Annotated in this window: 22 protein-coding genes; 14 read left to right on the forward strand and 8 right to left on the reverse strand. The window is 60.5% G+C overall.

All coding sequences use genetic code 11. The features are described from left to right. Positions 1 to 306 precede the first annotated feature (306 nt). Complete coding sequence (locus NWI01_RS04940; protein ID WP_141382820.1) at positions 307 to 1,191, reverse strand: DUF6537 domain-containing protein; 885 nt, start codon at positions 1,189 to 1,191, stop codon at positions 307 to 309. Continuing rightward, positions 1,188 to 1,853: a Crp/Fnr family transcriptional regulator gene (locus NWI01_RS04945; RefSeq protein ID WP_141382821.1), complete on the reverse strand. Its 666-nt coding sequence runs from the start codon at positions 1,851 to 1,853 to the stop codon at positions 1,188 to 1,190. Before NWI01_RS04945 ends, NWI01_RS04940 begins: the two co-directional genes overlap by 4 nt. A 270-nt stretch (positions 1,854 to 2,123) precedes the next feature. Here NWI01_RS04945 and NWI01_RS04950 point away from each other — a divergent pair, with 270 nt between their 5' ends. Then, positions 2,124 to 3,137, forward strand: coding sequence for a sensor histidine kinase (locus tag NWI01_RS04950; protein ID WP_141382822.1), 1,014 nt, complete (start codon positions 2,124 to 2,126; stop codon positions 3,135 to 3,137). 132 nt (positions 3,138 to 3,269) lie between these two features. Then, entirely contained in the window at positions 3,270 to 3,524 is a 255-nt protein-coding gene (locus NWI01_RS04955) for a PepSY domain-containing protein (protein WP_141382823.1), read from the forward strand. A gap of 65 nt (positions 3,525 to 3,589) precedes the next feature. Here the strand turns inward: NWI01_RS04955 and NWI01_RS04960 are convergent, their stop codons facing one another. Both NWI01_RS04960 and NWI01_RS04965 read right to left on the reverse strand, forming a co-directional pair. Continuing rightward, positions 3,590 to 4,798, reverse strand: coding sequence for an NnrS family protein (locus NWI01_RS04960; RefSeq protein WP_141382824.1), 1,209 nt, complete (start codon positions 4,796 to 4,798; stop codon positions 3,590 to 3,592). A gap of 108 nt (positions 4,799 to 4,906) precedes the next feature. Further along, on the reverse strand, positions 4,907 to 5,323 hold the full coding sequence (locus tag NWI01_RS04965) for a response regulator (protein WP_244613644.1): 417 nt from the start codon (positions 5,321 to 5,323) through the stop codon (positions 4,907 to 4,909). Positions 5,324 to 5,464: 141 nt separating this feature from the next. Here NWI01_RS04965 and NWI01_RS04970 point away from each other — a divergent pair, with 141 nt between their 5' ends. From NWI01_RS04970 to NWI01_RS04980, 3 genes are all read left to right on the forward strand, one after another. Next, positions 5,465 to 6,223, forward strand: a complete 759-nt coding sequence (locus tag NWI01_RS04970) for a Crp/Fnr family transcriptional regulator (RefSeq protein WP_141382826.1) — start codon at positions 5,465 to 5,467, stop codon at positions 6,221 to 6,223. Positions 6,224 to 6,565: 342 nt separating this feature from the next. Beyond that, a complete protein-coding gene (typA, locus tag NWI01_RS04975; protein WP_141382827.1) occupies positions 6,566 to 8,392 on the forward strand; it encodes a translational GTPase TypA in 1,827 nt (608 codons plus the stop codon). Positions 8,393 to 8,498: 106 nt separating this feature from the next. Beyond that, the gene (locus NWI01_RS04980) at positions 8,499 to 9,242 is read left to right on the forward strand and encodes an HAD-IA family hydrolase (protein ID WP_141382828.1); all 744 of its coding nucleotides are present in this window, start codon (positions 8,499 to 8,501) and stop codon (positions 9,240 to 9,242) included. A gap of 97 nt (positions 9,243 to 9,339) precedes the next feature. Here NWI01_RS04980 and NWI01_RS04985 read toward each other — a convergent pair whose 3' ends face one another. Beyond that, positions 9,340 to 10,701 (reverse strand): glycosyltransferase, encoded by a 1,362-nt coding sequence (locus NWI01_RS04985; RefSeq protein WP_141382829.1) that lies wholly within the window; start codon positions 10,699 to 10,701, stop codon positions 9,340 to 9,342. 275 nt (positions 10,702 to 10,976) lie between these two features. Here NWI01_RS04985 and NWI01_RS04990 point away from each other — a divergent pair, with 275 nt between their 5' ends. From NWI01_RS04990 to NWI01_RS05005, 4 genes are all read left to right on the forward strand, one after another. Beyond that, a complete protein-coding gene (locus NWI01_RS04990) occupies positions 10,977 to 11,207 on the forward strand; it encodes a hypothetical protein (RefSeq protein WP_141382830.1) in 231 nt (76 codons plus the stop codon). A 294-nt stretch (positions 11,208 to 11,501) separates the two neighbouring features. Beyond that, positions 11,502 to 12,377 carry a hypothetical protein gene (locus tag NWI01_RS04995; protein ID WP_141382881.1) on the forward strand — a complete coding sequence of 292 codons (876 nt, stop codon included), beginning with the start codon at positions 11,502 to 11,504 and terminating at the stop codon, positions 12,375 to 12,377. An 87-nt stretch (positions 12,378 to 12,464) separates the two neighbouring features. Beyond that, positions 12,465 to 14,921, forward strand: a complete 2,457-nt coding sequence (locus NWI01_RS05000) for a glycosyltransferase family 2 protein (protein WP_141382831.1) — start codon at positions 12,465 to 12,467, stop codon at positions 14,919 to 14,921. 2 nt (positions 14,922 to 14,923) lie between these two features. Continuing rightward, the gene (locus tag NWI01_RS05005) at positions 14,924 to 17,278 is read left to right on the forward strand and encodes a glycosyltransferase family 2 protein (RefSeq protein ID WP_141382832.1); all 2,355 of its coding nucleotides are present in this window, start codon (positions 14,924 to 14,926) and stop codon (positions 17,276 to 17,278) included. Positions 17,279 to 17,344: 66 nt separating this feature from the next. Here NWI01_RS05005 and rfbD read toward each other — a convergent pair whose 3' ends face one another. Next, positions 17,345 to 18,271 carry a dTDP-4-dehydrorhamnose reductase gene (gene rfbD, locus NWI01_RS05010; RefSeq protein WP_141382833.1) on the reverse strand — a complete coding sequence of 309 codons (927 nt, stop codon included), beginning with the start codon at positions 18,269 to 18,271 and terminating at the stop codon, positions 17,345 to 17,347. Between the two features lie 11 nt (positions 18,272 to 18,282). Continuing rightward, positions 18,283 to 18,837: a dTDP-4-dehydrorhamnose 3,5-epimerase gene (gene rfbC, locus NWI01_RS05015; RefSeq protein ID WP_141382834.1), complete on the reverse strand. Its 555-nt coding sequence runs from the start codon at positions 18,835 to 18,837 to the stop codon at positions 18,283 to 18,285. 104 nt (positions 18,838 to 18,941) lie between these two features. Here rfbC and rfbA point away from each other — a divergent pair, with 104 nt between their 5' ends. The 4 genes from rfbA to NWI01_RS05035 are packed head-to-tail and all read left to right on the forward strand — an operon-like array spanning position 18,942 to position 22,898. Then, positions 18,942 to 19,817 (forward strand): glucose-1-phosphate thymidylyltransferase RfbA, encoded by an 876-nt coding sequence (gene rfbA / locus NWI01_RS05020; protein ID WP_141382835.1) that lies wholly within the window; start codon positions 18,942 to 18,944, stop codon positions 19,815 to 19,817. Between the two features lie 25 nt (positions 19,818 to 19,842). After that, positions 19,843 to 20,910 (forward strand): dTDP-glucose 4,6-dehydratase, encoded by a 1,068-nt coding sequence (gene rfbB / locus NWI01_RS05025; RefSeq protein ID WP_141382836.1) that lies wholly within the window; start codon positions 19,843 to 19,845, stop codon positions 20,908 to 20,910. Between the two features lie 58 nt (positions 20,911 to 20,968). Then, positions 20,969 to 22,270: a UDP-glucose dehydrogenase family protein gene (locus tag NWI01_RS05030; RefSeq protein WP_141382837.1), complete on the forward strand. Its 1,302-nt coding sequence runs from the start codon at positions 20,969 to 20,971 to the stop codon at positions 22,268 to 22,270. 25 nt (positions 22,271 to 22,295) lie between these two features. Continuing rightward, positions 22,296 to 22,898, forward strand: coding sequence for a hypothetical protein (locus NWI01_RS05035; protein WP_244613645.1), 603 nt, complete (start codon positions 22,296 to 22,298; stop codon positions 22,896 to 22,898). 210 nt (positions 22,899 to 23,108) lie between these two features. On the opposite strand, the gene NWI01_RS05040 is transcribed toward NWI01_RS05035, so the two are convergent. Next, positions 23,109 to 24,359 carry a glycosyltransferase family 92 protein gene (locus tag NWI01_RS05040; protein ID WP_141382839.1) on the reverse strand — a complete coding sequence of 417 codons (1,251 nt, stop codon included), beginning with the start codon at positions 24,357 to 24,359 and terminating at the stop codon, positions 23,109 to 23,111. Positions 24,360 to 24,881: 522 nt separating this feature from the next. On the opposite strand from NWI01_RS05040, the gene NWI01_RS05045 reads away from it, so the two are divergent. Continuing rightward, positions 24,882 to 25,763 (forward strand): hypothetical protein, encoded by an 882-nt coding sequence (locus NWI01_RS05045; protein ID WP_244613646.1) that lies wholly within the window; start codon positions 24,882 to 24,884, stop codon positions 25,761 to 25,763. Positions 25,764 to 25,770: the final 7 nt, after the last annotated feature.

The following is a 25,770-nucleotide window of genomic DNA, read 5'->3' on the forward strand; positions in this document are numbered from 1 at the left end:
GCCGCTCTAAATGAGAGCCGTTCGTTTCCGACAGAATCAGAAGCGAGGCTTTATGATACTGTTTTGACACGTTTTCTTCACGCGAGCCGGACTCCATCCTCGGTCAAGCCCGAGGACTTTCTTCGCTCGAAAACGCTATAGGAAAACCGCACGAGCGTTCCTGCTCACGAGATCGATTCACCCACCTCTTTTATGACACCTCCTGAAGCGGATAAACCTATTCGTCCGAACGCAACGAGGATGCTGCGCCCTCAGCTCAGCCCCAGCCCGGACATGTCAGCCCAGACATGCCAGAGAGCGCGACACTCAATCAGCCCTCCGGTCGTCAGCCTCGGTGCGCTCCCTAAATCCAGCGATGACACGCTTCAACGATTCCTGCCGCGGATCATGCTCCACGGCCGCGCGCGCCTCGGCGATTGCGGCGCTGAGATCAGGACAGCGTATCGCGCCGTCGAAGGTCGGTTTGACAAGACGGTCGATAATTAGATTCCAGTCCCGCAAATTCTGAGCATAAGCAGCACCGTATCCCTGCACCATCCCGGCTGTCGCAACCACCGCGGCGACCGCGGCAGGCTGCTTTGACAGGCTGCGATCGATCATGTGCAGCCAGCGCTCGACCCAGACACGCTCATTGGCGTATCGGAGAGACGACAGCCGCCATCGCCTGAGCGAGGCCAGTATCCTGAGACAGCGCAGCCGGAATCCGCTCGCGGCGCTGAACCGCATGCTGACCGGCAGACGCCGCCAACCCAGATAATCCAGCACGCGGATCACCGGGTCAGCTCCCCTTTTCGGCAGCAACGACATCAGCTCGTCGAGATGTAGTTTACGAACATCAATCGACGAAACATGCGGACCTTTCCGGGTTTCAGCAAGCTTGAGCTGCGCCATGCGGATGGGGTCGTCGTAAGCCATACGCGTGGCCATCAACCGCGCGATGTCGGCAAACACTTTATCATCGATATTGCGCCGACCGACGAAGCGCCGAAGCCGGCCGACATAGAGCTGCGCGTAACCCGGTCCCTGATAATCGATCAGGTGTTTCACGCCATCGACCGCCGCAAGTCTTGCGGTTTCAGGCATGTCCGCCGGCAGCGTCGGAATCAGATTGCCGTTCTCGCCCGAAACATTCGCGAACATCGAGCGGATGGCGGGAAGAACGTCCGCGGCTTTGCTTCTGCCGAGGTTCATGCGCGCCTGGGACTCATGACGGGCGCCGCAGTTTCAGCCAACCGCTCTTCGAGCTTGCCGATGTTCTGAAACAGCCGAGCGCTGGCCAGTCGCAGGAAATAGAAGCCGAACTCCGGATTCTGGACGTAAAGCTCCTCGACCTGCCGATAGCTCACGCTGAGCACCGTGCCGTTTTCGATGCACTCCAGCGATTGGGTACGCTCGTTGCTTGGCGACAGCATGCCCAGTTCACCGACGAGAGCCCCGATCGGCAGTTCGATTCCGGACTCGACCAGACGATAGCGGCCGCTGACGATGTAGAACATCGTCTCCGCCTTCTCGTTCTTGTAGAACAGCATCTCGCCGGCCTCGCACTTGCGCTTGGTCATGAAGGGCTTCAGCCAGTCCATCGAGAGATCGCCGTTGACGGACTTCTTCACTTCGCGCACGAGCAGGAGCATCTGGTGCAGGCGATATCCGTTGAGGAAGAACAATCCTGCATGAAGCCCGAACTGCAGGAAATTGTGAAGCGGAAGCGCCGTGATCATCAGCATGAGATTGGCCAGCATGCCGAAGACACGCAGCGGGATCATGGTCCGCATGGTACAGGTGGCGACCACGAAGAACGAAGCGGCCACGCCGCCGACGGTCCCGAGATGCTCAGCTAAATGTGATATGTCCATGGCGATCCAGCCAATTTCCTGACGTGATGAGAGGCGTAGCGATCTATAGGGAAGACAGCGGAAGTTATACTGAATTCTATCCAATATCCCGGCAAAAAACGCCGACCGCCGAGACAGCCACCCTGCGTATCGAAAACGCTATAGGGACGAGTGGTCCATCAGCAGGGAAGAAAACTTGTACGCGACCGGGCCGTGCGTTTAAGCTCGGCTGCCGGCAGATATCTGCTTCCGCCGAATGAGCGGCGCTGGCGTGACATGCAGTGGAGGCGGATGGCCAGGCGGATCGAGGCCAAGTGGATCGAGGAATTCCGGCGCGGATGGCAGGGTGCCTCCGAGCCTCCGGCGGCTTTGGGTTTTGGCCTCGCGGCGGTCTGTCTGGTGCTCGCCACCGCGTTCCGGTTCGGCATCTCGCTGCTGCACGCGGACGTGCCCTACGGCGCATATCTTCCCGGCGTATTTGCCGCAGCTGCGTTTGGCGGAGGGCGGGCTGGGATCGCCGCCGCGTTTGGCGGCGCGGCTCTCGGCCTGATGCTGAATTTCGGCGACGCGCCGCAAGCCGTGGCCGCGGCAATACTCATGTCGGTCTATTTCGCCGTCGCCGCCCTCATCATCCTTGGGGTGCGGCGCCATCGTTCGCTGGTCGTGCATCACCGCGAACTTACGACCGAACTCGAAAAGGAGCAGCATTATCGCGAACTCGTGGTGGAGGAGCTTCGCCACCGTCTCAAGAACAAACTCGCCACCGTCCACGCCGTGATCAAACAGGCGCTTCACAATTATCCGGAGGCCCGGACCAAGATTGACGGCTGCATCAATGCACTCGCGACAATCGATGACCTGATCGCGCGTACCGACGACCGCGGCTGTGACATCATCGAACTGCTGCGGTCAGAGCTTGGCCCCTATGGCCATGTCCGGTTCACGCTGAACGGCGATTCCCTCTTCCTGCCGGCGAAGCTCGCGGTGAGTCTGGCGTTGATGTTTCACGAACTCGCCACCAACGCCGCCAAATACGGCGCGTTCTCAACCCCCCATGGCCTGCTCAATGTATCCTGGACCGTAACGAACGGCACGCTCTCAATCGTCTGGGACGAATCAGGCGGACCGATGATCACGGCGCAGGGCAAGCCGGGGTTTGGAACGCAACTCCTGAACGCCGGCCTGAGGGGATTCGACGGGAAGGCGGAAATCGCATTCCTCCGCACCGGGCTGCACTGCATCATGCAATGCCGGATCGATCCGCCAACGGCCGACAAGAAAGCAGGAACTCTATCCGAACCGTAGTTCTTGCAACGAAGCCACCAGCATCCGCAAACTTGCCGCGCGGGAATGGGAACGCAACGGAAAGCCGCCGGTTCTAGTCAATGTTGCGCTGCGAACGCGCAACGGCTCGATGATTCGACAAGGAGTTTCCACATGCGAAAGTACATTCTGGCCCTGGCTGCCGCGATTTCCCTCGGCGCGGCCGCTCCGGCGATTGCCTATGACTCCGGCAGCCTTCTCTCGATGCACGACGCGCTTGACGTTGCGTTCAACGCCGGACTGATCTCGGTTTCAGACGCGGAGTTCGCCGGCTATGAGTGGCAGATCGACGGACGCGACGCCGCCGGCCGGTACATGGAAGTCGACGTCGATGCCACGACGGGCACGGTACTGAATATCAGCCGATAATCATTGATTATGGGCATCCGGAGTTGCGTGCGCCGCGCGGGCACTCGCGGCGCGGGAATGCATTGCTATTGGCGACGCTGAACGTCCTCAGACATCACGCGGGGCGCCAGCAGGATCGGCCCGTACCGCAACACGAACAGGCCGAAGCTGCCGATCCACAGGACGGCTGACATCTCGATCAACATCGCCGACGAACCGCCATCCCAGGCAGCAACCCGCGCGATGGCGGCGAGGATCACCAGCAGATAGATCAGGGCCGTGATCCGATCCGCCGTGAGGGCGCGTCCGGTGTGGCCGAGCGAAACGCGGGTCATGACACCGAGCGTCATCGTGCCGATGGCGCCGGCGGTCAGCGCGTGGATCGCCGCAGCCTGAGGCACGTGATCAGCCAGCATCGAAGCGCCCAGTAATGCCGCACCGATGATGACCCACAGGTATCCGGCGTGAAGAACGCTCAACAGCGGTTCAGCGCCGGCAGCCGCGCCCCGCCAGCGCCCGAGCCGCCAAAAATTCAGCGCGGCGGCGACAAGCAGCAACCAGCCGAAAGGCCAGCTTGCGGGAAAGAGCGCCCACCCGACCATCCCGGCAAGGAGAGACACAAGCGCGAGGCTATCGACGTGTCCGTGCGCGGGCGGAAGGCGGGACGCATTCTGCTTGATGAGCCAGTTGCGCGTGAAACTCGGGATGATCCGGCCGCCGACGACCGAGATGAGAACAATGATCGCAGCCAGTCCGAGACGCCATCCCAGGCCCACGGGTACGGACGAACCGGAAAGCTCCAGATACATCAGAAGGTCGGCGACGCCGAGCACGGCGACAGGGATCGGCATGATCATGTTGCGCCAGTTACGGCCCGCCATGATTTCGCGAGCGACAACTCCGCAAAGCACGAACGGGAAGGAAAGGTCGATCACCGCCGCCAGCCCGAGCGGGAACCACGCTGAAACGAGACACGTCACGCGACCCGCGAACCACAACATCACCAGCGCGGCGAGCGGCCGGCCGCTGATCGGTGGACGACCGGTCCAGTTCGGAATCGCGGTCAGCAGAAAACCGGCAATCGCCGCCAGGACGAACCCGAACAGCATTTCATGGATATGCCATGTGAGCGGATCGAAGCGGCTTGGTAGCGTAAGCCCCATTGTGAGCATGGCGATCCATCCGGCGAGCGCCACCACCGACCAGATGCCGGCCATCAGAAAAAACGGTCTGAAGCCGATCGTCCAGATCGCCAGCGGCTCCGCTTTCGCATTCCCCACGTCCGACATGGCCATGCGCCATCCCCTCACCGTTCCGCGCGACCCTATCAGCAAATGCGGGGTGATTGCGCGGCCAGGGATGTGTATCCTTGATGCCTGCGCTTTAGGTTGCGCGGGCGCAACTTATCTTGCGCCGCCGCTTCGCCAGTTCGACAAGATCGCGAACAGTTCATCGCGCGAAAACGGTTTCGAAAGTCTGGGCCGATCCGAATATTCCGCCGGGAAGACCTTGTCGCCACTGTAGCCGGTCACGAAAACAAACGGGATTTTCAACGTCGCCAGCAGCCTGGCGATTGCAAAACTTTTCTCCTCCGAAAGAGCGACGTCAAGAAGCGCGAAATCTGGAGCGCGCTCTGCGATCATGGCCAGCGCCTGCGCGACATTCGAGGCGGTCCTGGCGGAGGCGACGCCAAACTCCGCCACAGTCTGCTCGATATCGATCGCGATAATGACGTCATCCTCAACGATCAGCACGTCGCGAGGGACGCCGGCTGACGCCGAAGCCGGACCATCGGGGACAAGGGGATGCATGACTTCCATAGGCATCGTCCGTGGGCGGCAGCCCTGGACACGATCCGGTTTCAAGCATGGAACCAACCACGACGACGAAGCTCTGTCTGTTCACTTCTGCACATAAAATATCTGGCGTATGCGCTATGGAACTCTGATAGGGGACGCAGCATGGCCATCCAGCAGGACACGAACCGTCAGAACCGACCGTACAACAACCTTCTGCGTCGGCTTAGCGACGCGGATTTCGCGCTGATCAAATCCAGCCTTGAAGTCGCCCGTAATGAAGGCGACGACCTGCTTTACAATCCAGGGGACGATGTCGAAACCGTCCACTTTCCCTGCGGACCCAGCCTGGTGTCCTATCTCGTCCCCAACGAGGACGGCCGCGATGTCGAAACCATTCTGGTTGGACGGGAGGGGGCGGTCGGCGGCATCGTCAGCCATGGCCATCTGCCCGCGTATACGCGCATTACGGTCAAGGTCGGCGGGCCGTTCGTGCGGTTGCGGATCGCGAAGCTAGAATCCGCGAAAACAAAATCATCCACGCTGCAGGATCTTTTCGCGCGTTATGCCGATTGCATGCTGGCACAGGTGTTTCAATCCACTGCCTGCAACGCCATCCATTCGATCGAACAACGCACGGCCAAGTGGATCCTCTCGGCGATGGAGCGTACCGGCAGCGAACTCGTGCCACTGACCCACGAGCAGTTGTCGACCATGCTGGGTGTCGGGCGCAGCTACGCCAGCCGCGTGATCCAGACCTTCAAGGCCGAAGGCGTTCTGGCGACCCGCCGAGGCGCCATCGTGGTATGCGACCGGGAAGCCCTGGCCCGTCGCGCCTGCCTCTGCAACGAGGCGGTGAGAGGCCATTTCGAAGAGGTTCTGCGTGGCGTTTACCCGGCCGACGCCACGCAACTCGCAAAGTAGTTCCCGCCATTTGCTGAAAATGAGTTCGCCAAACGGCAATCGACGCATTGTTTTTTGACGATTTCCAGCTATATAGCGTCGCAGCGAAAACGCCGGAGCCGCATTATGGCTGTTCGCACCTGATTCGGCATTTCAGACAAGATAGTGACACTTCAGACAAGAAGTGACATCTCAGATCAAGAAGTGGCAATGACCTGGCCGGAAGCGAAGAATCCCTGACCGCTTTTGCCGCGTGCATCGATCACGCCGCGCCCTTCTCGTAACCTTGAAAATCCCCGTTAATTCAAGACCGCCGCCCGAAACCCGGGCCATGCGCGTTTTTTCGATGAAGAAGATCAACCCATGAACCTCCGTAACGTCGCGATCATCGCCCACGTCGACCATGGCAAGACCACCCTGGTGGATCGCCTGCTGCAGCAGTCCGGAACCTACCGTGACAATCAGCGCGTGGTCGAGCGCGCCATGGATTCCAACGACCTGGAACGCGAGCGCGGCATCACCATTCTCGCCAAGGCCGCATCGGTGCAATGGAACGACATCCGCATCAACATCGTCGATACCCCCGGCCACGCGGATTTCGGCGGTGAAGTCGAGCGCATCCTCAACATGGTGGATGGCGCCCTGGTGCTGGTGGATGCCGCCGAAGGTCCGCTGCCGCAGACCAAGTTCGTGGTCTCCAAGGCTCTGAAAGTCGGGTTGAAGCCGATCGTCGTCATCAACAAGGTGGATCGCCCGGACGCTCGTCCGACCGAGGTCATCAACGAGGTGTTCGACCTGTTCGCGGCGCTCGACGCCAGCGACGAACAGCTCGACTTTCCCATCCTCTACGGTTCGGCCAAGCAGGGCTGGATGGCGGATAGCCCGGAAGGCTCCCAGGATGCCGGAATGCAGCCGCTGTTCGACCTGATCGTCCGGCATGTTCCGCCGCCGCAGGTGGAAGACGGACCGTTCCGCATGATCGGAACGATCATCGAGGCCAACCCGTATCTGGGCCGCGTCATCACCGGCCGAATCTCCTCCGGCATGATCAAGCCGAACCAAAGCGTCAAGGTTCTGGCGCGGGACGGAAAGCTGATCGAGCAGGGCCGAATCTCCAAAATTCTCGCCTTCCGCGGTCTTGAGCGCACGCCGCTTGAGGAGGCGACGGCCGGCGACATCGTCGCCATCGCGGGATTGACCAAGGGGACGGTCGCCGACACCTTCTGCGATCCCGCTGTGGAAGAGCCGCTTCCGGCGCAGCCGATTGATCCGCCGACGGTCTCCATGACCTTCATGGTCAATAATTCGCCGCTGGCCGGCACCGAGGGCAGCAAGGTGACCAGCCGCATGATCCGGGACCGATTGCTGCGCGAGGCTGAAGGCAATGTCGCGCTACGCGTGACGGAGGCTACGGACAAGGATTCGATGGAGGTATCGGGCCGCGGCGAATTGCAGCTCGCGATCCTGATCGAGACCATGCGACGCGAGGGATTCGAACTGTCGGTATCGCGGCCGCGCGTGGTGCTGAAAAAGGACGAGACGAGCGGCGAATGGCAGGAGCCGATCGAGGAGGTCATGATCGACGTCGACGAGGAGCACTCCGGCGTCGTCGTGCAGAAGATGAGCGAACGCAAGGCCGAGATGATGGAAATGAAGCCATCGGGCGGCAACCGGCTGCGGCTGGTTTTCCACGCGCCGACGCGCGGCCTGATCGGCTATCAGGGCGAGCTTCTGACCGACACCCGCGGGACCGCGATCATGAACCGCCTGTTCCACGGCTACGCGCCCTACAAGGGCGATATTCAAGGCCGGCGCAACGGGGTGCTGATCTCCAATGAACAGGGCGAAGCCGTGGCCTACGCAATGTTCAAGCTGGAGGATCGCGGCCCGATGATGATCGAGCCAGGCTGGAGGGTCTATCGCGGCATGATCGTCGGCGAACACACGCGCGATAACGACCTCGAAATCAACGTGCTGAAGGGCAAGCAGCTCACCAACATCCGCACGACATCGAAAGACGAGGCGGTGCGGCTGACGCCACCGATCAAGATGACGCTGGAAAAGGCGCTGGCCTATATCGAGGACGACGAACTGGTCGAAGTCACGCCGAAGTCGATACGCCTGCGCAAGAAGCATCTCGACCCCAACGAGCGCAAACGCGCCGAGAAGACCAGGGAGATGGTGGCGTAAGCATCAGGCGCCGATGTTTCGCTGCCTGCACGAGTCCGCGGTGATGGTCGCGGGCATAACATATCGATCGCATCCTTTCTCGCGATCTGCCCGCCGATGAACTGAAATGAGCGAAGCATCTGCCAAATCGCTGGATGACGTAAGAGCCTCGATCGTTCAGGCACGCGCCTTGATCTTCGATGTCGACGGAACGCTCGCCGAAACCGAAGAGGCTCATCGTGAGGCCTTCAATGCCGCATTCGCCGAAGCTGGCCTTGATTGGCGCTGGGACCGCGCTCTCTACAAGGAATTGCTGCGAGTGACCGGCGGAAAGGAGCGCATCCGCGCATTCGATGTTTCGCGAAATGGCGCATCACCGCAACTGTCGGATTCCGAGATCGCCGAACTGCATCGGGCCAAAACCAAGTTATACGCCGAATTGATCACCAATGGCGGCTGTTCGCTTCGGCCGGGCGTTCAGGCCGTGTTAGCTGCGGCACGAAAGCGCGCGCAGCCTCTGGCGATCGCGACCACCACCTCGCGCGGCAACATCGATGCGCTGCTTACGGTGGCGTTGGGCAAGGACTGGGCACAGTGGTTTGTTGCCGTTGTCGCCGGGGACGAGGTGCGAAACAAGAAGCCTGCGCCGGACGTCTACCTCAAGGTTCTCTCCGAACTGAACCTGCCGGGATCGCAGTGTCTCGCCATTGAAGATTCCGGCAACGGTCTCGCTTCGGCATCGGCAGCCGGAATTCCCGTCCTGATTTCACGCAGCGCTTACTTCAGCGACGATGACTTCTCTGGCGCGGCATTCACGATCGATGATTTCACGCTCATTTCAGACGAGCCTGACCACAAAGTGGACGCGTAATCGAGAGGAGACGTCTCATCGATCCGGTCTTGAGTAAGAATGCCGCATCGCCAGAACGCCCCCCTCAAAAGACGCTTCTTTCAATCATTTCATCATCTCAGCAGGTCCGGCCGGAGCCGCCCTCGCCTGACGCCTCCATCTCTGGCGACGACATGACTTTGCGGGAACGGCGCGTCGCTTGAGGCCATTCCGACGCCGAGCGTCCACTCCAGACCTTGCGTCGGGCGGCGGCTGATGGCGGAGATGGCTTGAAATCCAGAAGCTGACGCATTCGCGGCAGGCACACTCGTTTCGTGTCGAAATGCTCGATGACGAACTGCCGCGCGGCCTCCCTGATGGCGTAAAACCGGTCCGGCTCCTGAAGCGCTTCAACGACCCGCTCGGCCAGTTCATCGACAGCGAAAAAAGGAACCAGAAGACCGTTGTCTCCGGAGTTGATGACTTCACGCACCGGCGGCGTGTCCGATCCTATCACCAGACAGCCGGCGCTCATCGCCTCCAGCGCAGACCAGGACAGCACGAAGGGATACGTCAGATAGACATGCGCCGATGACACCTGAAGTGCGGCAAGAAAGGTGTTGTAGGGAACGCCGCCCAAGAAGTGAACGCGTGACATGTCCAGCCGGTCGCGCACCTCCTGCAGGAAGATTGACTTCCAGGTGCTGCCCGGCGGCGGCGGAATGCCATAGGACAATCCATCCCTGCCGATAATGACGATCTGCGCGTTGGGCCGTCGCCTCAATATTTCCGGGAGCGCGCGCATGAAGATGTGGTAGCCCCTAAGCGGTTCGAGATTGCGTACGACAAATGTCACAACTTCATCCGAACGGCTGACCTCGCGGCCATTCGGAAGCTTTAGACGCGCGTGCGTGTCGGGCCGCACGCGCGATGTGTCAACTCCTTCATGAATGACCTCGATCTTGCTTTGATAGTGCCTTGGAAAAGTCGACCGCTGCCAATTTGTCGGCGAAATTCCGACATCACAATCAGCTAAAGCAAGCAACGTCGTCGCGTTCTTGAGCTGCAACCCGATATGGCCGTCGAGGCCCGAGATCGGAAATTCCGGATCGAAGCCGATGTCGCGGCCTTCGGCGCCGTAGAAAAATTCGCAATAGACCAATTGTCGCGCCTTGGGAAACATGGTGCGCAGCGGCAGTGTTTCACCCCATCCAGGATGGGCGAGGATGACATCCGGCGCGAATCCCGATGTCGCCAGCGTTGAAAGACTGTAGAGCACCTGCTCGGCGCGACGACATTCACTGTCGAAGCGTCTGGCGAACGGGTGCGTCCCGGAAACATCAGTGTCAGGCAGAGCGTATTTAATCAACTTGACCGAAGGCATCGGATGCGCATGCGACGCACCGATCGCGGCGAGTTCAAAGCCTGGCTCATTCGCCAATGCGACCGCGAGATGACGATACTGCGCCGGGAAATTATTATGAACGAATAAAATCTTCATCGGCGTAACGACCTCTGATTGATCGCGCTGAAAGCACGCGTGTCTTAATTTAGTAAAAGCTTTCCTCGCCGATACATTCAAAGACAATCTCGTCTAAATGTCCGCGCGTTGACAGGTTCCAAATAACTCGACGCTTGTTCATTCAGCTTTCGCTTCCGTCTGACATCTTCCTGCCCTAAAAGTCGTCGAATAGTCGATACCAGGTGGACATGAATTCCGAAGTCGCCGACTTACTCATAGGTATGGCTAGGAATGGCTAGCGCGGGGCGTTCGCGATGAGGCTCAAATTTACACAGCATCCTTCCGATTATCTTCCGCAGATCCGGTACGCGGATTTAAGCGACATCGAGGATGCTCCGGATTCCGTCGACAGCATTGCGGATTCCATCACGCTGCTGAAAGACGAGAACGATCGATTGCGCAAGATGGCCGCCTCGCTGAGCGTGGAGGCTGAAGACATCCGACGATCTCTTTCGCCTGCGAAATCGACCATCCTGTTGGTCTGATCTTTACCGGAGCCATGTGTTGTTTCCGGAGCCATGTGTTTCGCCATGGCTGACATGAGAGCAGGCCGCATCGATGCCCACGAGAATATTTGATGTCACCCGCCGCTTTTGTTTTCTTAAGTCGAGGCGGCAATAACAGGACCGGCAACTTGAGTATGGATTGTGTCGGGTTTTTGACTCTCCGTCCGCTGCTTCAGGATAGCGGATCGTTAAAGGCAGGCGACGGCGCGGGATAGACGACGCATGATGAATTGGCACGACTGAGGGAGGCGGCTGGTGGATCTGTTTCGGGGGATGAACGAGGCTGAGCAGCAGAAAGCGCTGAGTCTCGACCGTGGACTTTTCTTCATCAATTACAAGAGCGCCGAAGACTCCGTCTCGCCGCCGTGCGTGATCGTCGCGCCGGCCCACGGGCATGAGCGCCGAATGGAGATCATCCTGCATCCGGATGCGACCGAGCCGACGTTGTACAAGCCCAACTCCGGGCTGGTGGTGCGGGTTAACACGCCCGCGACTTTGCAGGTTCAGGTCCAGCCAACGAGACCTGGCGGATCGCGCTCCGCCATCGTGCGCGTCGAACAGATCCAGGCTGGCCGAATTCCCGCCGCGATGGATTCAGCCAGCGGCATGGGGCCGCATGCCGCAACGGAAGGCCTGAAGGTGCTCGGTCACGTCGCAGGCCGCGGCGACATTGTCGTCGGTCCCAATGCGTGGATCGCGGGCCCGGACGCACCGTCTCGCGTGGAAGGCGTGGCGCTGGAATGGCCAGACAAGCCCTCGAGCGTCGATATCCGTTACGCGGTCCAGCTCGCCAACGGCCAGACCGGCAGCGGCCGGATGGTGCCGCTTGGCGCCTATGCCGGCACCCGCGGCCGCGCCCTGCCCCTGACCGGCGTGGTTCTCGAAATGAGCGGCACGGATGAACTGCGGTTCGTCGCCGAGGCAGGTTTTTTGAACGCACCGACCCTGCGCGCAGTCGGCAGGCGCGTGGTTTTATCGGGCCCGACCAACCGCGAGCCGCTGGTCGGCATTCGCATCGGCATCGAGCGTAACGCGACTGCGGAGGTAACTGCGACGCCTGCACCACCACCGTCGCGCAAGCCTGCCGGTGGCTCACCACGGGTGCGGGTCTTCCGTAGCCAGCAGCGCCAGATCGGCGCCGCCCGATAAAAGTCCGTGACCGCTTTTCGGGTTACCACCTGAAGACAACGGCAGATTTGAAGCCCGGCCAGCCGTCACGGGTCAGGACGCCAGCAGATGGTTTTCGGCCCCGTCACCGACAATCAGGAACGCGCTGAACGTTCCGCCCATGTCATGCTTGAGCGCATGGCGGCGCAAGCGCTGAACTCCAGGGACTATCTCGCGGCGTTTAAATATGCGGACCGGCATTGCCGGATCGATCCGTCATCGGCTGCCCATTGTTTTGTCCTCCGCGCGGAAGCGAACTGGAAGCTCGAACGCATGGAAGCGGCCATGGCTGATCTGGCCCAGGCGCTTCTCGTCGACCCATCCGATCTTGCCGCAAATCGCAGAATGCTCGCCTGGTCCGCCACCGGCGATCGACGGCGTAACGCGGCCATCAATCTGATCGGTCGCGACAACAGTCCTGCAGTCCTGCGCCTTGCCATTGAGGAACTCCGACGTGCGGGGCATCGGCATTGGGCCGCCTATTCGGTGTTTGACAATCACGTGACGGGCTGGGTCGCATGGACCCTGGCGAACTCCGTCGAAGTGAGCGTTGGAGTTGAGAACAGCGCACTGATCAGCCGGCTCGAGCCCGATCCGTTTCACCCTTTGGCCAGCATCGACGTTCAGGCGGCAGCCTTCCTGGCTCGGCGACCGGCGTCGCGAGCGCCCCAGACGCTCACGCTGACATGCGACGGCGAGGTCTTCCGGGTCCGGCGGCTGGCTCCCAACCTATCGTCTCCACCTGCTTCGTCAAACCTGTCGCGCCGCTCAACCGCGCCACAGCCCGACACCTTGCCACCCACTGTTATCGTTCCGGTATACCGGGACGTGCCGGCAACGCTGGACTGCTTTGACAGTCTCATCAAGGCGCGCGCGTCGCATGCCGCCGGCAAACATTCCTTTCGCATCATGGCCATCAACGATGCCAGCCCTGAGCCTGAGCTGCGGCGCCATCTCAGCGAGCTTGCGGCCCGTGGCGCAATCGATCTCCTCGCGAATGAGACCAATCTCGGCTTCGTCGGCGCGATCAATCGTGCGCTGGAGAACGTGCCGGCGGGCGACGTCGTGCTGCTCAATTCGGACACCATCGTGCCGCCAGGCTTCGTTGAAAGACTGGCGGACGTGGCGCATTCCGCGCCGGATATCGGCACAGTCACTCCCCTGTCGAACAACGGCGACATGTTTTCGTTTCCCGTGCCGAACGGGCTCAATCCGATGCAGAGCTATGACGGTGTTCTCGAAATCGACGGGATCGCGAGTATCGCCAATGCCGGGAATGTCACTGACGTGCCCAGCGGCATCGGCTTCTGCCTCTATGTCACCCGCGACTGTCTTAAGGCCATTGGCGCGTTATCGGAGAATTTCGAACGAGGCTATCTGGAGGACGTCGATCTGTGCCTGCGCGCGCGCGACAAGGGTTTTCGTAACGTCTGCGCACCGTCGGTCTATGTCGGGCATCACGGCTCGAAATCATTCCAGCACGAGAAGCGACGTTTGGTGCTTCGCAATCTTGAAGTGCTGGACCAGCGATTTCCCGACTACCGGCGGGAATGCCGCGCGTTCGAGATCGCTGATCCGCTGCGGCCGGCGCGCGCGAGGCTCGACCGGGCGCTGACTTGGCCTCGCCAGCCTTCGGTGCTGATTCTCGGCCATCGGCGGAAGTTCGCCGTTGCCGAGGAGCGGGCTCGCCAACTTCGCCAACGCGGCGAGCGTGCGATTCTCCTGTCGCGCGAGCGGGATGTCGTTCATGTCCGGGCCGCGGACGGGAGCAACCCCCAAGCCGTTCAGTTGAGCCTGGACACCGAGACCGGCGCCGCTGAAGCGGCGGACATCATCACACGGCTGCACCCCGAGCGCGTTGAGATTTTCGACCCGAGCCCATTACCTCGGTTGATCGATCTGATCCGGCAACTTGGTCTTCCGGTCCATCCGTGGCTCACGGCCGGGACTTTGAGCGAAGCGATCACTTCGCTTCCCGACGAGACCCCGCTTCTTGCTCCCGGCAGGATCGCCCAGGCCTTTGCAAAGGCCCACTGGCCCGAACGCAAAATCGTCCTTCAAAATTGGCCGATCCGTCCGCTGACCCTGAAGCCGGTCCATGGCGCGCGGCGATCGCTCGCCATCATACCATCCGCGCCATCGCCTGCATCCTTCCGCATGATGCGACGTCTGGCGGATGGCTTGCGGCGGCGCGCGCCATCCAGATCGGTCATTGTTGCCGGCGTGACCTGTGACGATGACCGTCTGATGTCCTGTGCGAATGTTTTCGTGACCGGCAAGGTTGTGGCCGGCGAGATCGGCGATGTGCTGGCGCCGCATAACCCTGGCTGGCTGCTGACGGATTTCGACGAGCCGGCATTCGGCCATCCCCTGATCGAGGCTGCGAGAAGAGCCTCGATACCCGTCGCATACCGCGATTGGTCAGCCGGGTCGGCCAAACCGCGAAAGGCCGATCTTGCCATCCCGCCAGACACGGGCCAGGAAGATTTTGTCGATGCCGTTATCGCGTGGGCCGGACTGACCTGAACATGACGCGTGTCATCCGGTCCCGCAAGACAATGATCGCCCAGCCGAAGCTGGTGAGCCGGCTCGCGCTTGGCGACGATGGCACCGTGTCCGGTTTCGCCTTCGATCCGGAGGCGCCGGAACAGCGCTTCACGATCGACATCCTGCTTGACGGCCTGGTCCTGAAGACCGTCCACGCCGATGCGTTCGCGCCGGAATGCGCTGAGCCGGGCCGAAGCAACACTTGCGGCTTTGCCGTGAGCGTTGACACCGATCTGCTCGATGCCGCGCGCCATCTTTCCGCGCGCCTCGCCAATCTCGAAACTCCCGTCGGCCAGTCCATAGACCTTGAGAATGACACAACGTCTCGCACCGATCTTCGCCCGACCTGCAAGCTGCGCTGGCTGGGCGGCCTGCACTTTCACGGGTGGATCGACAGCGAGGCCATCGTCACGCTGGAAGCGATCGTCGACGGGGAATCCGTCGCGCAGGTCCGCGCCACGGCCTGGACCCACATCGGTGGCGATGCCGAGGGAGGGGTCTCCCGCAACGTCCGCGCCTTTGATTTCCACGTCCCGCAGCGTCTCGCCGACGGACGAGTCCATCGAATCCTGCTGCGGAAAGAGGACGGCGACCGGCTTCCGGCGGCAGCCACTTTCGTGGCGTTTCCCGACGGCCTCGCCGGAATGATGGATGTCATCGGCGGCTATGCTGCCGAGCGGTTGCGCGGTGAGCTTTACGACAGGCTTATTCCGGCCTCGCTACCGCTGCATGACTATGCCGGCTGGCGCGAACGATTTCCGATGCCGGAGCCTCAGCCAAGTCCGCTTCGGCTGGCCGTGGTGATCGCTGGAAGCTCCGGTACCCAACAGACGCTCGCCAGCCTTGAGGCGCAAAGCCACGAGAACTGGACCGCCGGCGCAATCGACGGCGAGCCGCTGTCGATCGACGCCGACGCCCTGCTGGAGTTTCTTGAACGCGCCGCATCCGATGCGGACCACACCGTGGTGACGATGGCGGGCATGTCGCTCGAACGAACCGCTCTTGCGCGCATTGCGGCTGCGTTCGACTCACATCCTGATGCGCTGGCCATGTACGGCGACCTCGACTTTCTCGCTGACGACGGTCGCATCTGGCCGCTGGCTTTTCCCGCGTTCGATTACGAGCGACTGCTGGAACAGGGATATTGCGTCCATCTGTTCGCGGTCCGGCGTGAGGCATTGCTTGCGGCCATCGAGGCGGCACGACCGGACAGCCTCTACCGCCTTTTCAACAGCCTGCTGGATCAGATCGGCCCTCGGCGGGCAGACATCCTGCACCTGCCGGGCGCGTTGGCGACCATGCCGAAGCTCGATCGAACGACAGCCGGCGCGCTGCTGTCCGCGGCCAGCCAGTCGCACCTGCTGGCGCGCGGAATCCATGCAAGCGTGACCCGGCAGACCGGCAATTTTTTTCCCGCGATTCGAATCAAGAGGCCGGTTTCGCGGCAGCGCGTGACGGTGATCATCCCGACGCGCGACCGCGTTTCGCTTCTGCAACGATGCCTGGAGACCATCACACCTGCCGTTGAACGCTGTCACGCCGATATCCTCGTTGTCGACAACGACAGCGCGCATCCGCAGACGATCGACTTTCTTTCCGACCTGCCGCGACGCGGCATCCGGACCTTGCGAATCGAAGGGCCATTCAATTTCGCAAGGCTCAACAACCAGGCCGCCGCAACGCTCGACAGCGACACCCTGTGCCTGCTCAACAACGACATCGAAGCAAGCTCCGACGACTGGCTAGAAGAGATGCTGACGCGTCTGGGCGAGCCGGACGTCGGCGCGGTCGGCGCGCTGCTGACCTGGCCCGGCGGCGTCGTGCAGCACGGCGGCGTGGTGTTGGGCATGAACTTTTCGGTCGCGCACGCCTTCACGGACCGACTCAGCGATGATCCGGGTTCTCTCGATCAACTCCTCGTGGCGCACGAATGCAGCGCGGTGACCGCGGCATGCCTTGCGACAAGGCGAAGCGACTATCTCGCCGTCGGCGGAATGGACGAGGCTCGATTCGCGGTGGCGCTCAATGATGTCGACTATTGCCTGCGCCTTCGCGAGGCCGGCAAGCGCATCGTCCTGACGCCGCACGCGAAACTGATCCACGCCGAGTCCGCCAGCCGGGGGCGCGACAACCGTGCCGACCGGCGAGGCCGGTTCGAACACGAACTCAATCTGCTGCGCGCGCGCTGGGGCGAATTTCTGAATGACGATCCGGCTTACAATCCGCAATTGTCACGCGACGGTGTGCCCTATAGCGGCCTGGCGTGGCCCCCCGGACGACGAACTCCCCGATACAACCATCCGCCGGTCGCGCACGATTTGCCGTTGGGATTTTGACGCGTTTTCTTCACGCGAACCAGTATCCGCTTCGCCCCAAAAGCTAAGAGCCGCGTCGCGTCGGGATCATGCCCGCATGGCCGGCACCGCCTGTTCGCCTTGCCGGGTGACGAGGCTGTCGAGCTCCGTCGACAGCGCGTCCTGCCAGATTGGTAGGGTCAATCCGAAACGCTCTCGGAGTTGCGACAGGTCGAGCCTGGAATTGCCGGGCCGTCTCGCCTTGGTCGGAAAATCCGCCGTCGCGATTGGCGTGACCGTCTCCACAGCAAGCCTCACACCGCGCGACTTCAATCCGCCGACAATGGCGGTGGCAAAGCCGTGCCAACTGGTTTCGCCCGCGCAGGCGAGATTGACCACGCCGCCGTGGCGCGCGAACAACGCGCTCAGGTCCGATGCGTTCGAGAGCACGATGCGAGACACGGCATCCGCGATCGTGTTTGCCGTGGTCGGGGCGCCTGTCTGATCAGCGACAATGCGCAACTCTTTTCGTTCGCCGGCCAGCCGCACGATCGTGCGCAGGAAACTTGCCCCGCCCGCAGAATAGACCCAGGAGGTGCGCGCGATCAGATGCGGTCCGTCGGCCGCCTGGATGGCGAGATCACCGGCGAGCTTGCTCGCACCGTAGACCGAGAGCGGACCCGTTGGACTGGCCTCGCGCCACGGTCTGTCGCCAGAGCCATCGAAGACATAGTCGGTAGAAAAATGAATCAACGGCACGCGATGCCGCGCCGACCATTCCGCAATCGCAGCGGGCGCTTTGGCGTTGACGAGGAGAGCGAGTTCGCGCTCGTCCTCCGCGCGATCCACCGCGGTATAGGCCGCGGGATTGATGATGAGATCGGGTTTAAATCGGTCGAGCGCCTCGGCGAGCGTTTCGGGCTTCGATAGGTCGAACGCGCTGCGCGACGGCGCGATGACCATGCCGCCTTCCTTCAGCAGCGGACGCAGCGCCCCGCCGACCTGACCGCTGCTACCCGTCAACAGTATCCGCATCAGACTTGCCATCACACCTGCCCATAGATTGGAAGGTTCTTTACATCCGCCAGCAGCGGCGCCTCCGCGTCCTTGGCGGACAAAGACGGCGCCTCCACACCCCAGTCGATGCCGATGGCAGGATCATTCCAGCGAATCGAAAGCTCGTCCTTCGGACTATAGAGATCGTCGCATTTGTAGAAGAAATCGGCCGTCTCGGACAGAACGATAAAGCCGTGCGCGAAGCCGCGGGGGACCCAGAGCTGCCGCCTGTTATCTTCGTTCAACTCCACAGCGACGTGACGGCCGAAATTCGGACTGCCGACGCGCACGTCGACCGCGACATCCAGAACCTTGCCGCGCAGCACCGTCACCAGTTTCCCCTGGGGAGATGGGTTTTGCAGGTGCAACCCGCGCAGCACGCCCCGCGCGGAGCGTGACAGGTTGTCCTGGACGAACGGCCGCGTGACGCCGTGCTCGACGTAACGGGGAAACTGATACGTCTCGAGAAAAAAGCCACGCTGGTCTCCGAACAGCCGGGGTTCGAAGATGATGGCCTCAGGAACTTCGGTTCGAACAACATTCATTTTCAGTTACTTTATATTTGTTAACTCACGATGCCTTCTCATTGATAACAAACTTGCGCGCTTAACACTATATGTTATGTTGTGCGAGATAAATGAGAGGGGCCATGAAGGGCATCATTCTTGCCGGGGGGACGGGTTCGCGCCTTTACCCGGTGACGACAGTCGTTTCCAAGCAGCTCCTGCCCGTCTTCGACAAGCCGATGATCTATTATCCGCTGTCGACGCTGATGCTGGGCGGCATCCGGGAAATCATGATCATTTCGACACCGCAGGACGAGCCGCTGTTTCATCGGCTGCTCGGCGATGGCAGTGAAATCGGCATGCGCTTTGCCTATGCGACGCAGGAATCCCCGCGCGGGCTGGCGGACGCCTTCATCGTCGGCCGCGACTTTATCGGCTCCGACGCCGTCGCCCTCGTATTGGGCGATAACATTTTCTACGGTCACGGGTTACCTCAACTGTTATCAGCCGCATCCTCCCGCAACAAGGGAGCCACCGTGTTCGGCTATGTCGTGAACACCCCTGAGCAATACGGGGTCGTTGAACTCGACGATACCGGGCGAGCGCGCTCGATCGAAGAGAAGCCGAGGCAACCAAAATCCAACATAGCCGTGACCGGGCTGTATTTTTACGACAACGACGTCGTCGAGATCGCGGCGGGCGTCAAGCCTTCGGCACGCGGCGAGATCGAGATCACGGACGTCAACAACGCCTATCTTGAGCGCGGCGACCTCTATGTCGAAGTGCTCGGGCGCGGCTTCGCCTGGCTCGACACCGGAACGCATTCCTCGCTGGTCGAGGCCAGCCACTTCGTCCAGATCCTGGAGCAGCGCCAGGGCTTGCGCATCGCCTGCCCCGAGGAAATCGCGCTGCGGCAAGGCTACATCTCGCTTCAGGCCTTTGAGAAAGCCGCCGAGAAGAACGGGAAAAGCAGCTACGGCGAGTATCTGAGATCCGTTGCCATTTCATACCAGTGTTAATTTCAAATCGCGGAGGCGACCTGCTATGCGCTTCAAGGCTTCGACCATTTTTGTCACAGGCGGCGCGGGATTCATCGGTTCGGCGGTGGTTCGCCACCTTTTGCACGATACTCACGCTCGCGTGGTCAACATCGACAAGTGTACCTACGCGGCTAACCTCGATTCGTTACCCGGCACGAACGAGAATCTGAACTATGCCTTCGAAAAGCAGTGCATCTGCGACAGCGTAGGGCTGCGTCATCTGTTCGAGAAATATCGGCCGGATGCCGTCATGAATCTCGCCGCCGAGAGTCATGTCGACCGCTCGATCGATGGCCCCGGTGAATTTATCCAGACCAACATTGTCGGCACCTTCACTCTGCTGCAGGAAACCTTGCGTCACTGGCGCTCGCTCTCGCCCGAGAAGCGGGAGAAATTCCGCTTTCTGCACGTCTCGACCGACGAGGTCTTCGGCTCGCTCGGCGATAGCGGCTCTTTCACCGAGACCACCGCCTATGCGCCGAACTCGCCCTATTCGGCCAGCAAGGCGTCCTCCGATCATCTGGTGCGCGCCTGGCGCGAAACTTATGAGCTACCCACGCTGATCACCAATTGCTCGAACAATTACGGACCCTATCACTTTCCGGAGAAGCTAATCCCCCACATGATCATCAAGGGCCTCGCGGGCGAGCCGCTGCCTGTCTATGGCGACGGCAGGAATATTCGAGACTGGCTCTATGTCGATGATCACGCGAGGGCGCTCTCGCTCGTTCTGGAACACGGCGCTGTCGGCCACACCTACAATGTCGGCGGGCGTAACGAGCGAACCAACCTGCATGTGGTCGAGAGCATCTGTGATCTGCTCGACGAGATCGCTCCGAACACGACCAACCGGCATCGCGACCTCATCACCTTCGTCGCCGACCGTCCCGGTCACGATCGACGCTACGCCATCGACGCATCGAAGCTCGAACGCGAACTGGGCTGGCGGGCGAAGGAGGATTTCGAGAGCGGCATTGAGAAAACCGTCCGGTGGTATGTCGACGAGCGGCCGTGGTGGCAGGCGATCCTGGCGCGAGGCTACGCGGCCAAGCGCGTGGGACTGAGGCAATAGCCTGTCGATCCATCGCTCGAGAGTTTATCCCGTGATCGGAAACCAGGATCTGTAATACATGCGCATCGTGATGATCGGCGCCGGCTATGTCGGCCTGGTGTCGGCAGCCTGCTTCGCCGATTTCGGCCATGACGTGACGTGCGTCGACAAGGATTCCGAGAAGATCGCGGCGCTCAACCAGTACCGGATCCCGATTTTCGAACCCGATCTCGACAAACTCGTCGAGTCCGGCGTCAATTCGGGTCGGCTGAGATTCGGGGTCGATCTCTCCGACATCAGCGACGCGGACGCCGTATTCATCGCGGTCGGAACGCCGTCACGCCGCGGCGACGGTCACGCCGATCTGAGCTACGTGCATGCCGCGGCTCGCGAAATCGCTGGTTTGCTGGAGGGCTTCACCCTCATCGTCACCAAATCGACGGTGCCCGTCGGAACCGGCGACGAGGTGGAGCGGATCATTCAGGAGACAAATCCGGAAGCCGACTTCGCCGTCGTTGCAAACCCCGAGTTCCTGCGGGAGGGCGCAGCGATCAGGGACTTTCAGCATCCGGATCGCATCGTGGTCGGGACCAATGACGAACGCGCGAAGAAGGTGATGGGCCAGATCTACCGTCCTCTCTATCTCAACCAGGCCCCCATCCTCTATACCAGCCGACGCACCGCCGAACTGATCAAGTACGCGGCCAACGCTTTTCTCGCGACCAAGATCACCTTCATCAACGAGATCGCGGATCTTGCGGAACGTGTCGGCGCCAACGTGCAGGATGTCGCGCGCGGCATCGGACTCGACAATCGTATCGGCGCCAAATTTCTGCATGCCGGTCCAGGCTATGGCGGCTCCTGCTTTCCAAAGGACACCCGCGCGCTGTCGAAGACCGCGCTCGATTATGGCGTGCAGCTCCGTGTCGTCGAGGCGACCCTGACCGTGAACGAGATCCGCAAGCGCACCATGTCGCGAAAGGTCGCCGGCGCGCTCGACCACGACATTCGCGGCAAGACCATCGCCGTGCTCGGCCTGACCTTCAAGCCCGACACCGATGACATGCGCGAAGCGCCGTCGATCGCGCTGATTGCCGGCCTGCTTGATTTCGGCGCCAAGGTAAGAGCGCACGATCCCATCGGCATGGAGCAGGCGAAGAAGGAACTCTCCGACATTGAGTATTGCGACGATCCCTACACCTGCGCCCGGGGCGCCGACGCGCTGGTGATCGTGACCGAGTGGCGACAGTTCCGCGCGCTGGACCTCGAGCGGATCAGAACAGACATGGCCACGCCTGTTATCGTGGATCTGCGAAACATCTACAGGCCGGAAGACGTGCGGTCGGCGGGGTTTAAATATGAGAGCATCGGTCGAGCATAAAACGAACACTTCAGGAAACGACGCCTTGCTGGCCCCTTCCATGGCCACCATCGACAGGACACAACAATTGCTGCCGAGAATGTCGTCGGACGAAGCAGCCCTGTTCCTGTCATTCGTCAGGAACAGCCGCATCTATGTCGAGTTCGGAACCGGCGGAAGCACTGTCGTCGCATCGAGACACGTCCAGAGTTCGATCCTTTCCGTCGACTCGTCCCGGGAGTGGCTCGACCAGGTCAGGACCGCATGCGCTCCAAATCAGACAAAGCCGGAGCTGATTTTTGTCGATATCGGCCCGATCGGAGAATGGGGATTTCCCACCGATGCCTCCACAAAAAAGCGCTGGCCGGACTATCACTCGGCTATCTGGAAAATGCCGCAAAGTTCCGCCGCGGACCTCTATTTCGTCGACGGCCGCTTCAGGGTCGCGTGCTTCGCGCAGATCGTGTTGCACTGTAATCCGAATGCGATTATCGGCATTCACGACTTCACGTCACGTCCGAAGTATCATTGCGTCAGGGAGATCGCGCGCGAGATTGCAACAGCCGGCGATATCTCATTTTTCCGTCCCTTACCGGAAAAGAAAATTGCGGAGGCGATCCTGCAATCATTTTTTTCCGAGCCCTCTTGAGAATTTGAGACCGACTTCGCTTTTGACGGGATCAGAAGCGAAATCTCCGTAATCCTGATCTGACGCATATTTCCATGGCATGATCTGATTCAGACTTGATCGGATCATGCTGTAACAGTTTCGGTGTCCCCGCCGCAATCGGCTGGCGCATGGAAGATGGTCCGGCGTACAGCTGCTATCCTGTTCTGTGCAGCATTCTCATCGCAACCCTTAGCGATGAATCAGCGTCTTGAGCTCAGGCAGAAACTTCAGGATCGTCCGATCCTCGACGTCGTTACGGTCGCGAAGCGTAAAGAACTCCATCGCCCGAATGCGCTCCGGATCGCCTGCCGCCAAGGGCCTTCCTCGCTCCCGTTTCTTCAAAAGCTGCTGTCGAGATTTCGTATAGTAATGATTGATGGCCAGCTTCCTGCGCTTGGGAACCGAGCATCGGCCGCCGATCGGAAAAACGGGAGTGCCATCCTCCTGAACGTAACATCCGAGCACCAGAGACTGGTGGGGGTGAAGATAGGCCACGATCGCGTCTGGGCGCACGATCGATTTCATCACATAATGATCGGGGAAATCATCAGGAGCCCTTCGCGTGAATGACTCGATGCAAAGGCCGTCTGGCTTTGCATCGAGACCATTGGAGCCGAAATTCAGCCATTGAACCGCGACCGCCGGTGCCGAAGGAATTCCGTCCAGAACATCCCTGATGCTGCTGCCCTCGACGGGATAGAGAAACTCATCGGCGTCGATGAACGCGCACCACTCGGAGCTGTTCCGGTAGCTATCGATCGCGTGATGAAAGGCGCGTATCTGTCCGAACTCACCCTTCACATAGTGGTACGTGATCATATCCGGCCAGGGAAAGGATTCGATTATCGCACGTGTTTCGTCGGTGCTTTCATTGTCATACAAATAGAAATGATCAACGCCGGCCAGCTTGTGAAAGTGCAGCCACTCAAGCAGATCATCCGCCTCGTTCTTGATCGCGCAAACCACGGATAATCTGTGCTTCTTGCGGCTCACGCCGGCATAGAGCTTTCCGGCCTCCATCACCCGCAGGAGGCCGGCGAACTCCCGCCGGAGATTCTCGCTCGCCGGAGCGACAGCCAAGGCGGCGAGGTAGGTGTCTTGCGCCGCCTGCGCCGAGCCCATGTTCAAATGGGTCACGGCAAGTCGATGCAGGATACGGGGATCGGGCGGCGATTCTTTCGCGAGGCGCATTAGAATCTCCCGCGCTCGCGTAAAATCGCACGCCTGCATCAACACCGCGGCTCTCGCGAATTGATACTCGCTGTATCCGCTAAATTGCTCTTCCAGCTCCTTGACCGACCGCATCAACTCTTCAGGATTCGGATTGGCAATCCGTCCCGAAAAGAACTCTTTCAATCTCGGCTCTATGTCGTTGGCCGTGAGCGCCTCAACGCCCCGATCCAGACCGAGCTTTGTCAGTGCCGCAGTTTCCGTTTCCACCCCGTCATGCTCCAGGCTTGTTCAAAAAACCGGACATCGGTTCTCAGTCCCGACGACGTAACTTGATCCGCCGAATTGTTATACAGTCTTATCAGAGCAGTGTTCCGGCTTATATGTGTGAAACCTGTTTTTGATTGTTGTAAGGTCCTCCCCCGGAAAATCAACAGATTAGTTAACAAAGGCGGCCACCAAATGTTAACGATCTGAGCAAACCCATACCGGGCGGGCGAAACAGACGGAAGGCGTTCTCGCATGTTGACCCGGCGCGCGGTTGTAGCTTCGCTGGCGGTAAATCTGGTTCCGCCTATTTTCGGCCGAAGGAGCTTCGCCGCGACGGTGAAGCCCCGGCCGTTGGTGGGAGCAATCCGCTGGGACGCCTGGTATTCGCCGGGCTCAGCGCCGACTGAGGCCGTCGAGAATTCGCTATCGCCTGAGAAATATCGCTGGCGAGCGCCATTCTTTGCGAGAGGCCCCGCACGTGACTCAGCGTCACTTTCGTTCCCTCCTGTCACTCCGGAGGAAATGGACAAGGAGATACGTCAAGCCGTCTTTGCCGGTCTCGATTACTGGGCCTTCGTTGCTTACGGATCACATCATCCGATGTCGAAGGCGCTCTATCAGTTCAGAGCGAGCGCGGAGAAGGACAACCTCAGATACTGCCTGTTTACCGAACTCGACCGGTGGGGATCGAGCAACAAGCCGACAACCTTACCTCAGGAGCATATCGGTCTCATGGCGGACAGGAACTACCTGCGAGTCGTCGGCGACCGGCCTCTGTATTTTCTGGGTTTCATCGCACCTGCCTCGATCGAACGAAACTGGAAAGGAGTCGCGGGCCTGAGGGAGCAGATTGAAAAGTTCAGAAAAATAGCTGCCGGATCGGGATTGGCTGATCCCTACATCGTGCTCGCCGGGGACCGGAATTTCCTGATGCGCGAAGCCAGGAATATCGGCGGCGATGCGACCGGATCATACGCGCTTACGGTCGGCAACGGTCGAGGATCTTTCGCCGATCTTGCGCGAATTGCGGAGCGAGGCTGGGATGAACTCAGCAATGGTCATCTGCCTGTCGTGCCGACTGTGATGACAGGATGGGATCGACGTCCCCGCATTGAGAATCCTGTCCCATGGGAGAAAAAACAACGTCCGGGGGAAGGCATGGAGAATTTCTTCGCAGCGCCGACCAAGAAAGAACTCGCAGATCATTTGGCGCATGCGCTCGGTTGGGTGGCGGCCCGGCCGCAAGGTGAGCAGGCTCCAGTCGTGCTGATCTACGCCTGGAACGAGAACGATGAGGGCGGCTGGCTGATGCCGACGTTGCCTTGCCAGACAGACCGCCTTGACGCACTGCGTGAGGTTCTGAAGAAGACAGCCGCCCCCAGTCGTAAGCCAGAACTCTGCTAGATCACAA

The sequence above is a fragment of the Nitrobacter winogradskyi genome (assembly GCF_006539545.1).
GTDB classification, from domain to species: Bacteria; Pseudomonadota; Alphaproteobacteria; order Rhizobiales; family Xanthobacteraceae; genus Nitrobacter; species Nitrobacter winogradskyi_A.

Excerpts from the sequence above, each read along its gene's own strand:
- NWI01_RS04940 (WP_141382820.1), bottom strand. The coding sequence starts at position 1,191 with ATGAACCTCGGCAGAAGCAAAGCCGCGGACGTTCTTCCCGCCATCCGC.
- NWI01_RS04945 (WP_141382821.1), bottom strand. The coding sequence starts at position 1,853 with ATGGACATATCACATTTAGCTGAGCATCTCGGGACCGTCGGCGGCGTG.
- NWI01_RS04950 (WP_141382822.1), top strand. The coding sequence starts at position 2,124 with ATGGCCAGGCGGATCGAGGCCAAGTGGATCGAGGAATTCCGGCGCGGA.
- NWI01_RS04955 (WP_141382823.1), top strand. The coding sequence starts at position 3,270 with ATGCGAAAGTACATTCTGGCCCTGGCTGCCGCGATTTCCCTCGGCGCG.
- NWI01_RS04960 (WP_141382824.1), bottom strand. The coding sequence starts at position 4,798 with ATGGCCATGTCGGACGTGGGGAATGCGAAAGCGGAGCCGCTGGCGATC.
- NWI01_RS04965 (WP_244613644.1), bottom strand. The coding sequence starts at position 5,323 with ATGGAAGTCATGCATCCCCTTGTCCCCGATGGTCCGGCTTCGGCGTCA.
- NWI01_RS04970 (WP_141382826.1), top strand. The coding sequence starts at position 5,465 with ATGGCCATCCAGCAGGACACGAACCGTCAGAACCGACCGTACAACAAC.
- typA (WP_141382827.1), top strand. The coding sequence starts at position 6,566 with ATGAACCTCCGTAACGTCGCGATCATCGCCCACGTCGACCATGGCAAG.
- NWI01_RS04980 (WP_141382828.1), top strand. The coding sequence starts at position 8,499 with ATGAGCGAAGCATCTGCCAAATCGCTGGATGACGTAAGAGCCTCGATC.
- NWI01_RS04985 (WP_141382829.1), bottom strand. The coding sequence starts at position 10,701 with ATGAAGATTTTATTCGTTCATAATAATTTCCCGGCGCAGTATCGTCAT.
- NWI01_RS04990 (WP_141382830.1), top strand. The coding sequence starts at position 10,977 with ATGAGGCTCAAATTTACACAGCATCCTTCCGATTATCTTCCGCAGATC.
- NWI01_RS04995 (WP_141382881.1), top strand. The coding sequence starts at position 11,502 with ATGAACGAGGCTGAGCAGCAGAAAGCGCTGAGTCTCGACCGTGGACTT.
- NWI01_RS05000 (WP_141382831.1), top strand. The coding sequence starts at position 12,465 with ATGGTTTTCGGCCCCGTCACCGACAATCAGGAACGCGCTGAACGTTCC.
- NWI01_RS05005 (WP_141382832.1), top strand. The coding sequence starts at position 14,924 with ATGACGCGTGTCATCCGGTCCCGCAAGACAATGATCGCCCAGCCGAAG.
- rfbD (WP_141382833.1), bottom strand. The coding sequence starts at position 18,271 with ATGCGGATACTGTTGACGGGTAGCAGCGGTCAGGTCGGCGGGGCGCTG.
- rfbC (WP_141382834.1), bottom strand. The coding sequence starts at position 18,837 with ATGAATGTTGTTCGAACCGAAGTTCCTGAGGCCATCATCTTCGAACCC.
- rfbA (WP_141382835.1), top strand. The coding sequence starts at position 18,942 with ATGAAGGGCATCATTCTTGCCGGGGGGACGGGTTCGCGCCTTTACCCG.
- rfbB (WP_141382836.1), top strand. The coding sequence starts at position 19,843 with ATGCGCTTCAAGGCTTCGACCATTTTTGTCACAGGCGGCGCGGGATTC.
- NWI01_RS05030 (WP_141382837.1), top strand. The coding sequence starts at position 20,969 with ATGCGCATCGTGATGATCGGCGCCGGCTATGTCGGCCTGGTGTCGGCA.
- NWI01_RS05045 (WP_244613646.1), top strand. The coding sequence starts at position 24,882 with ATGGACAAGGAGATACGTCAAGCCGTCTTTGCCGGTCTCGATTACTGG.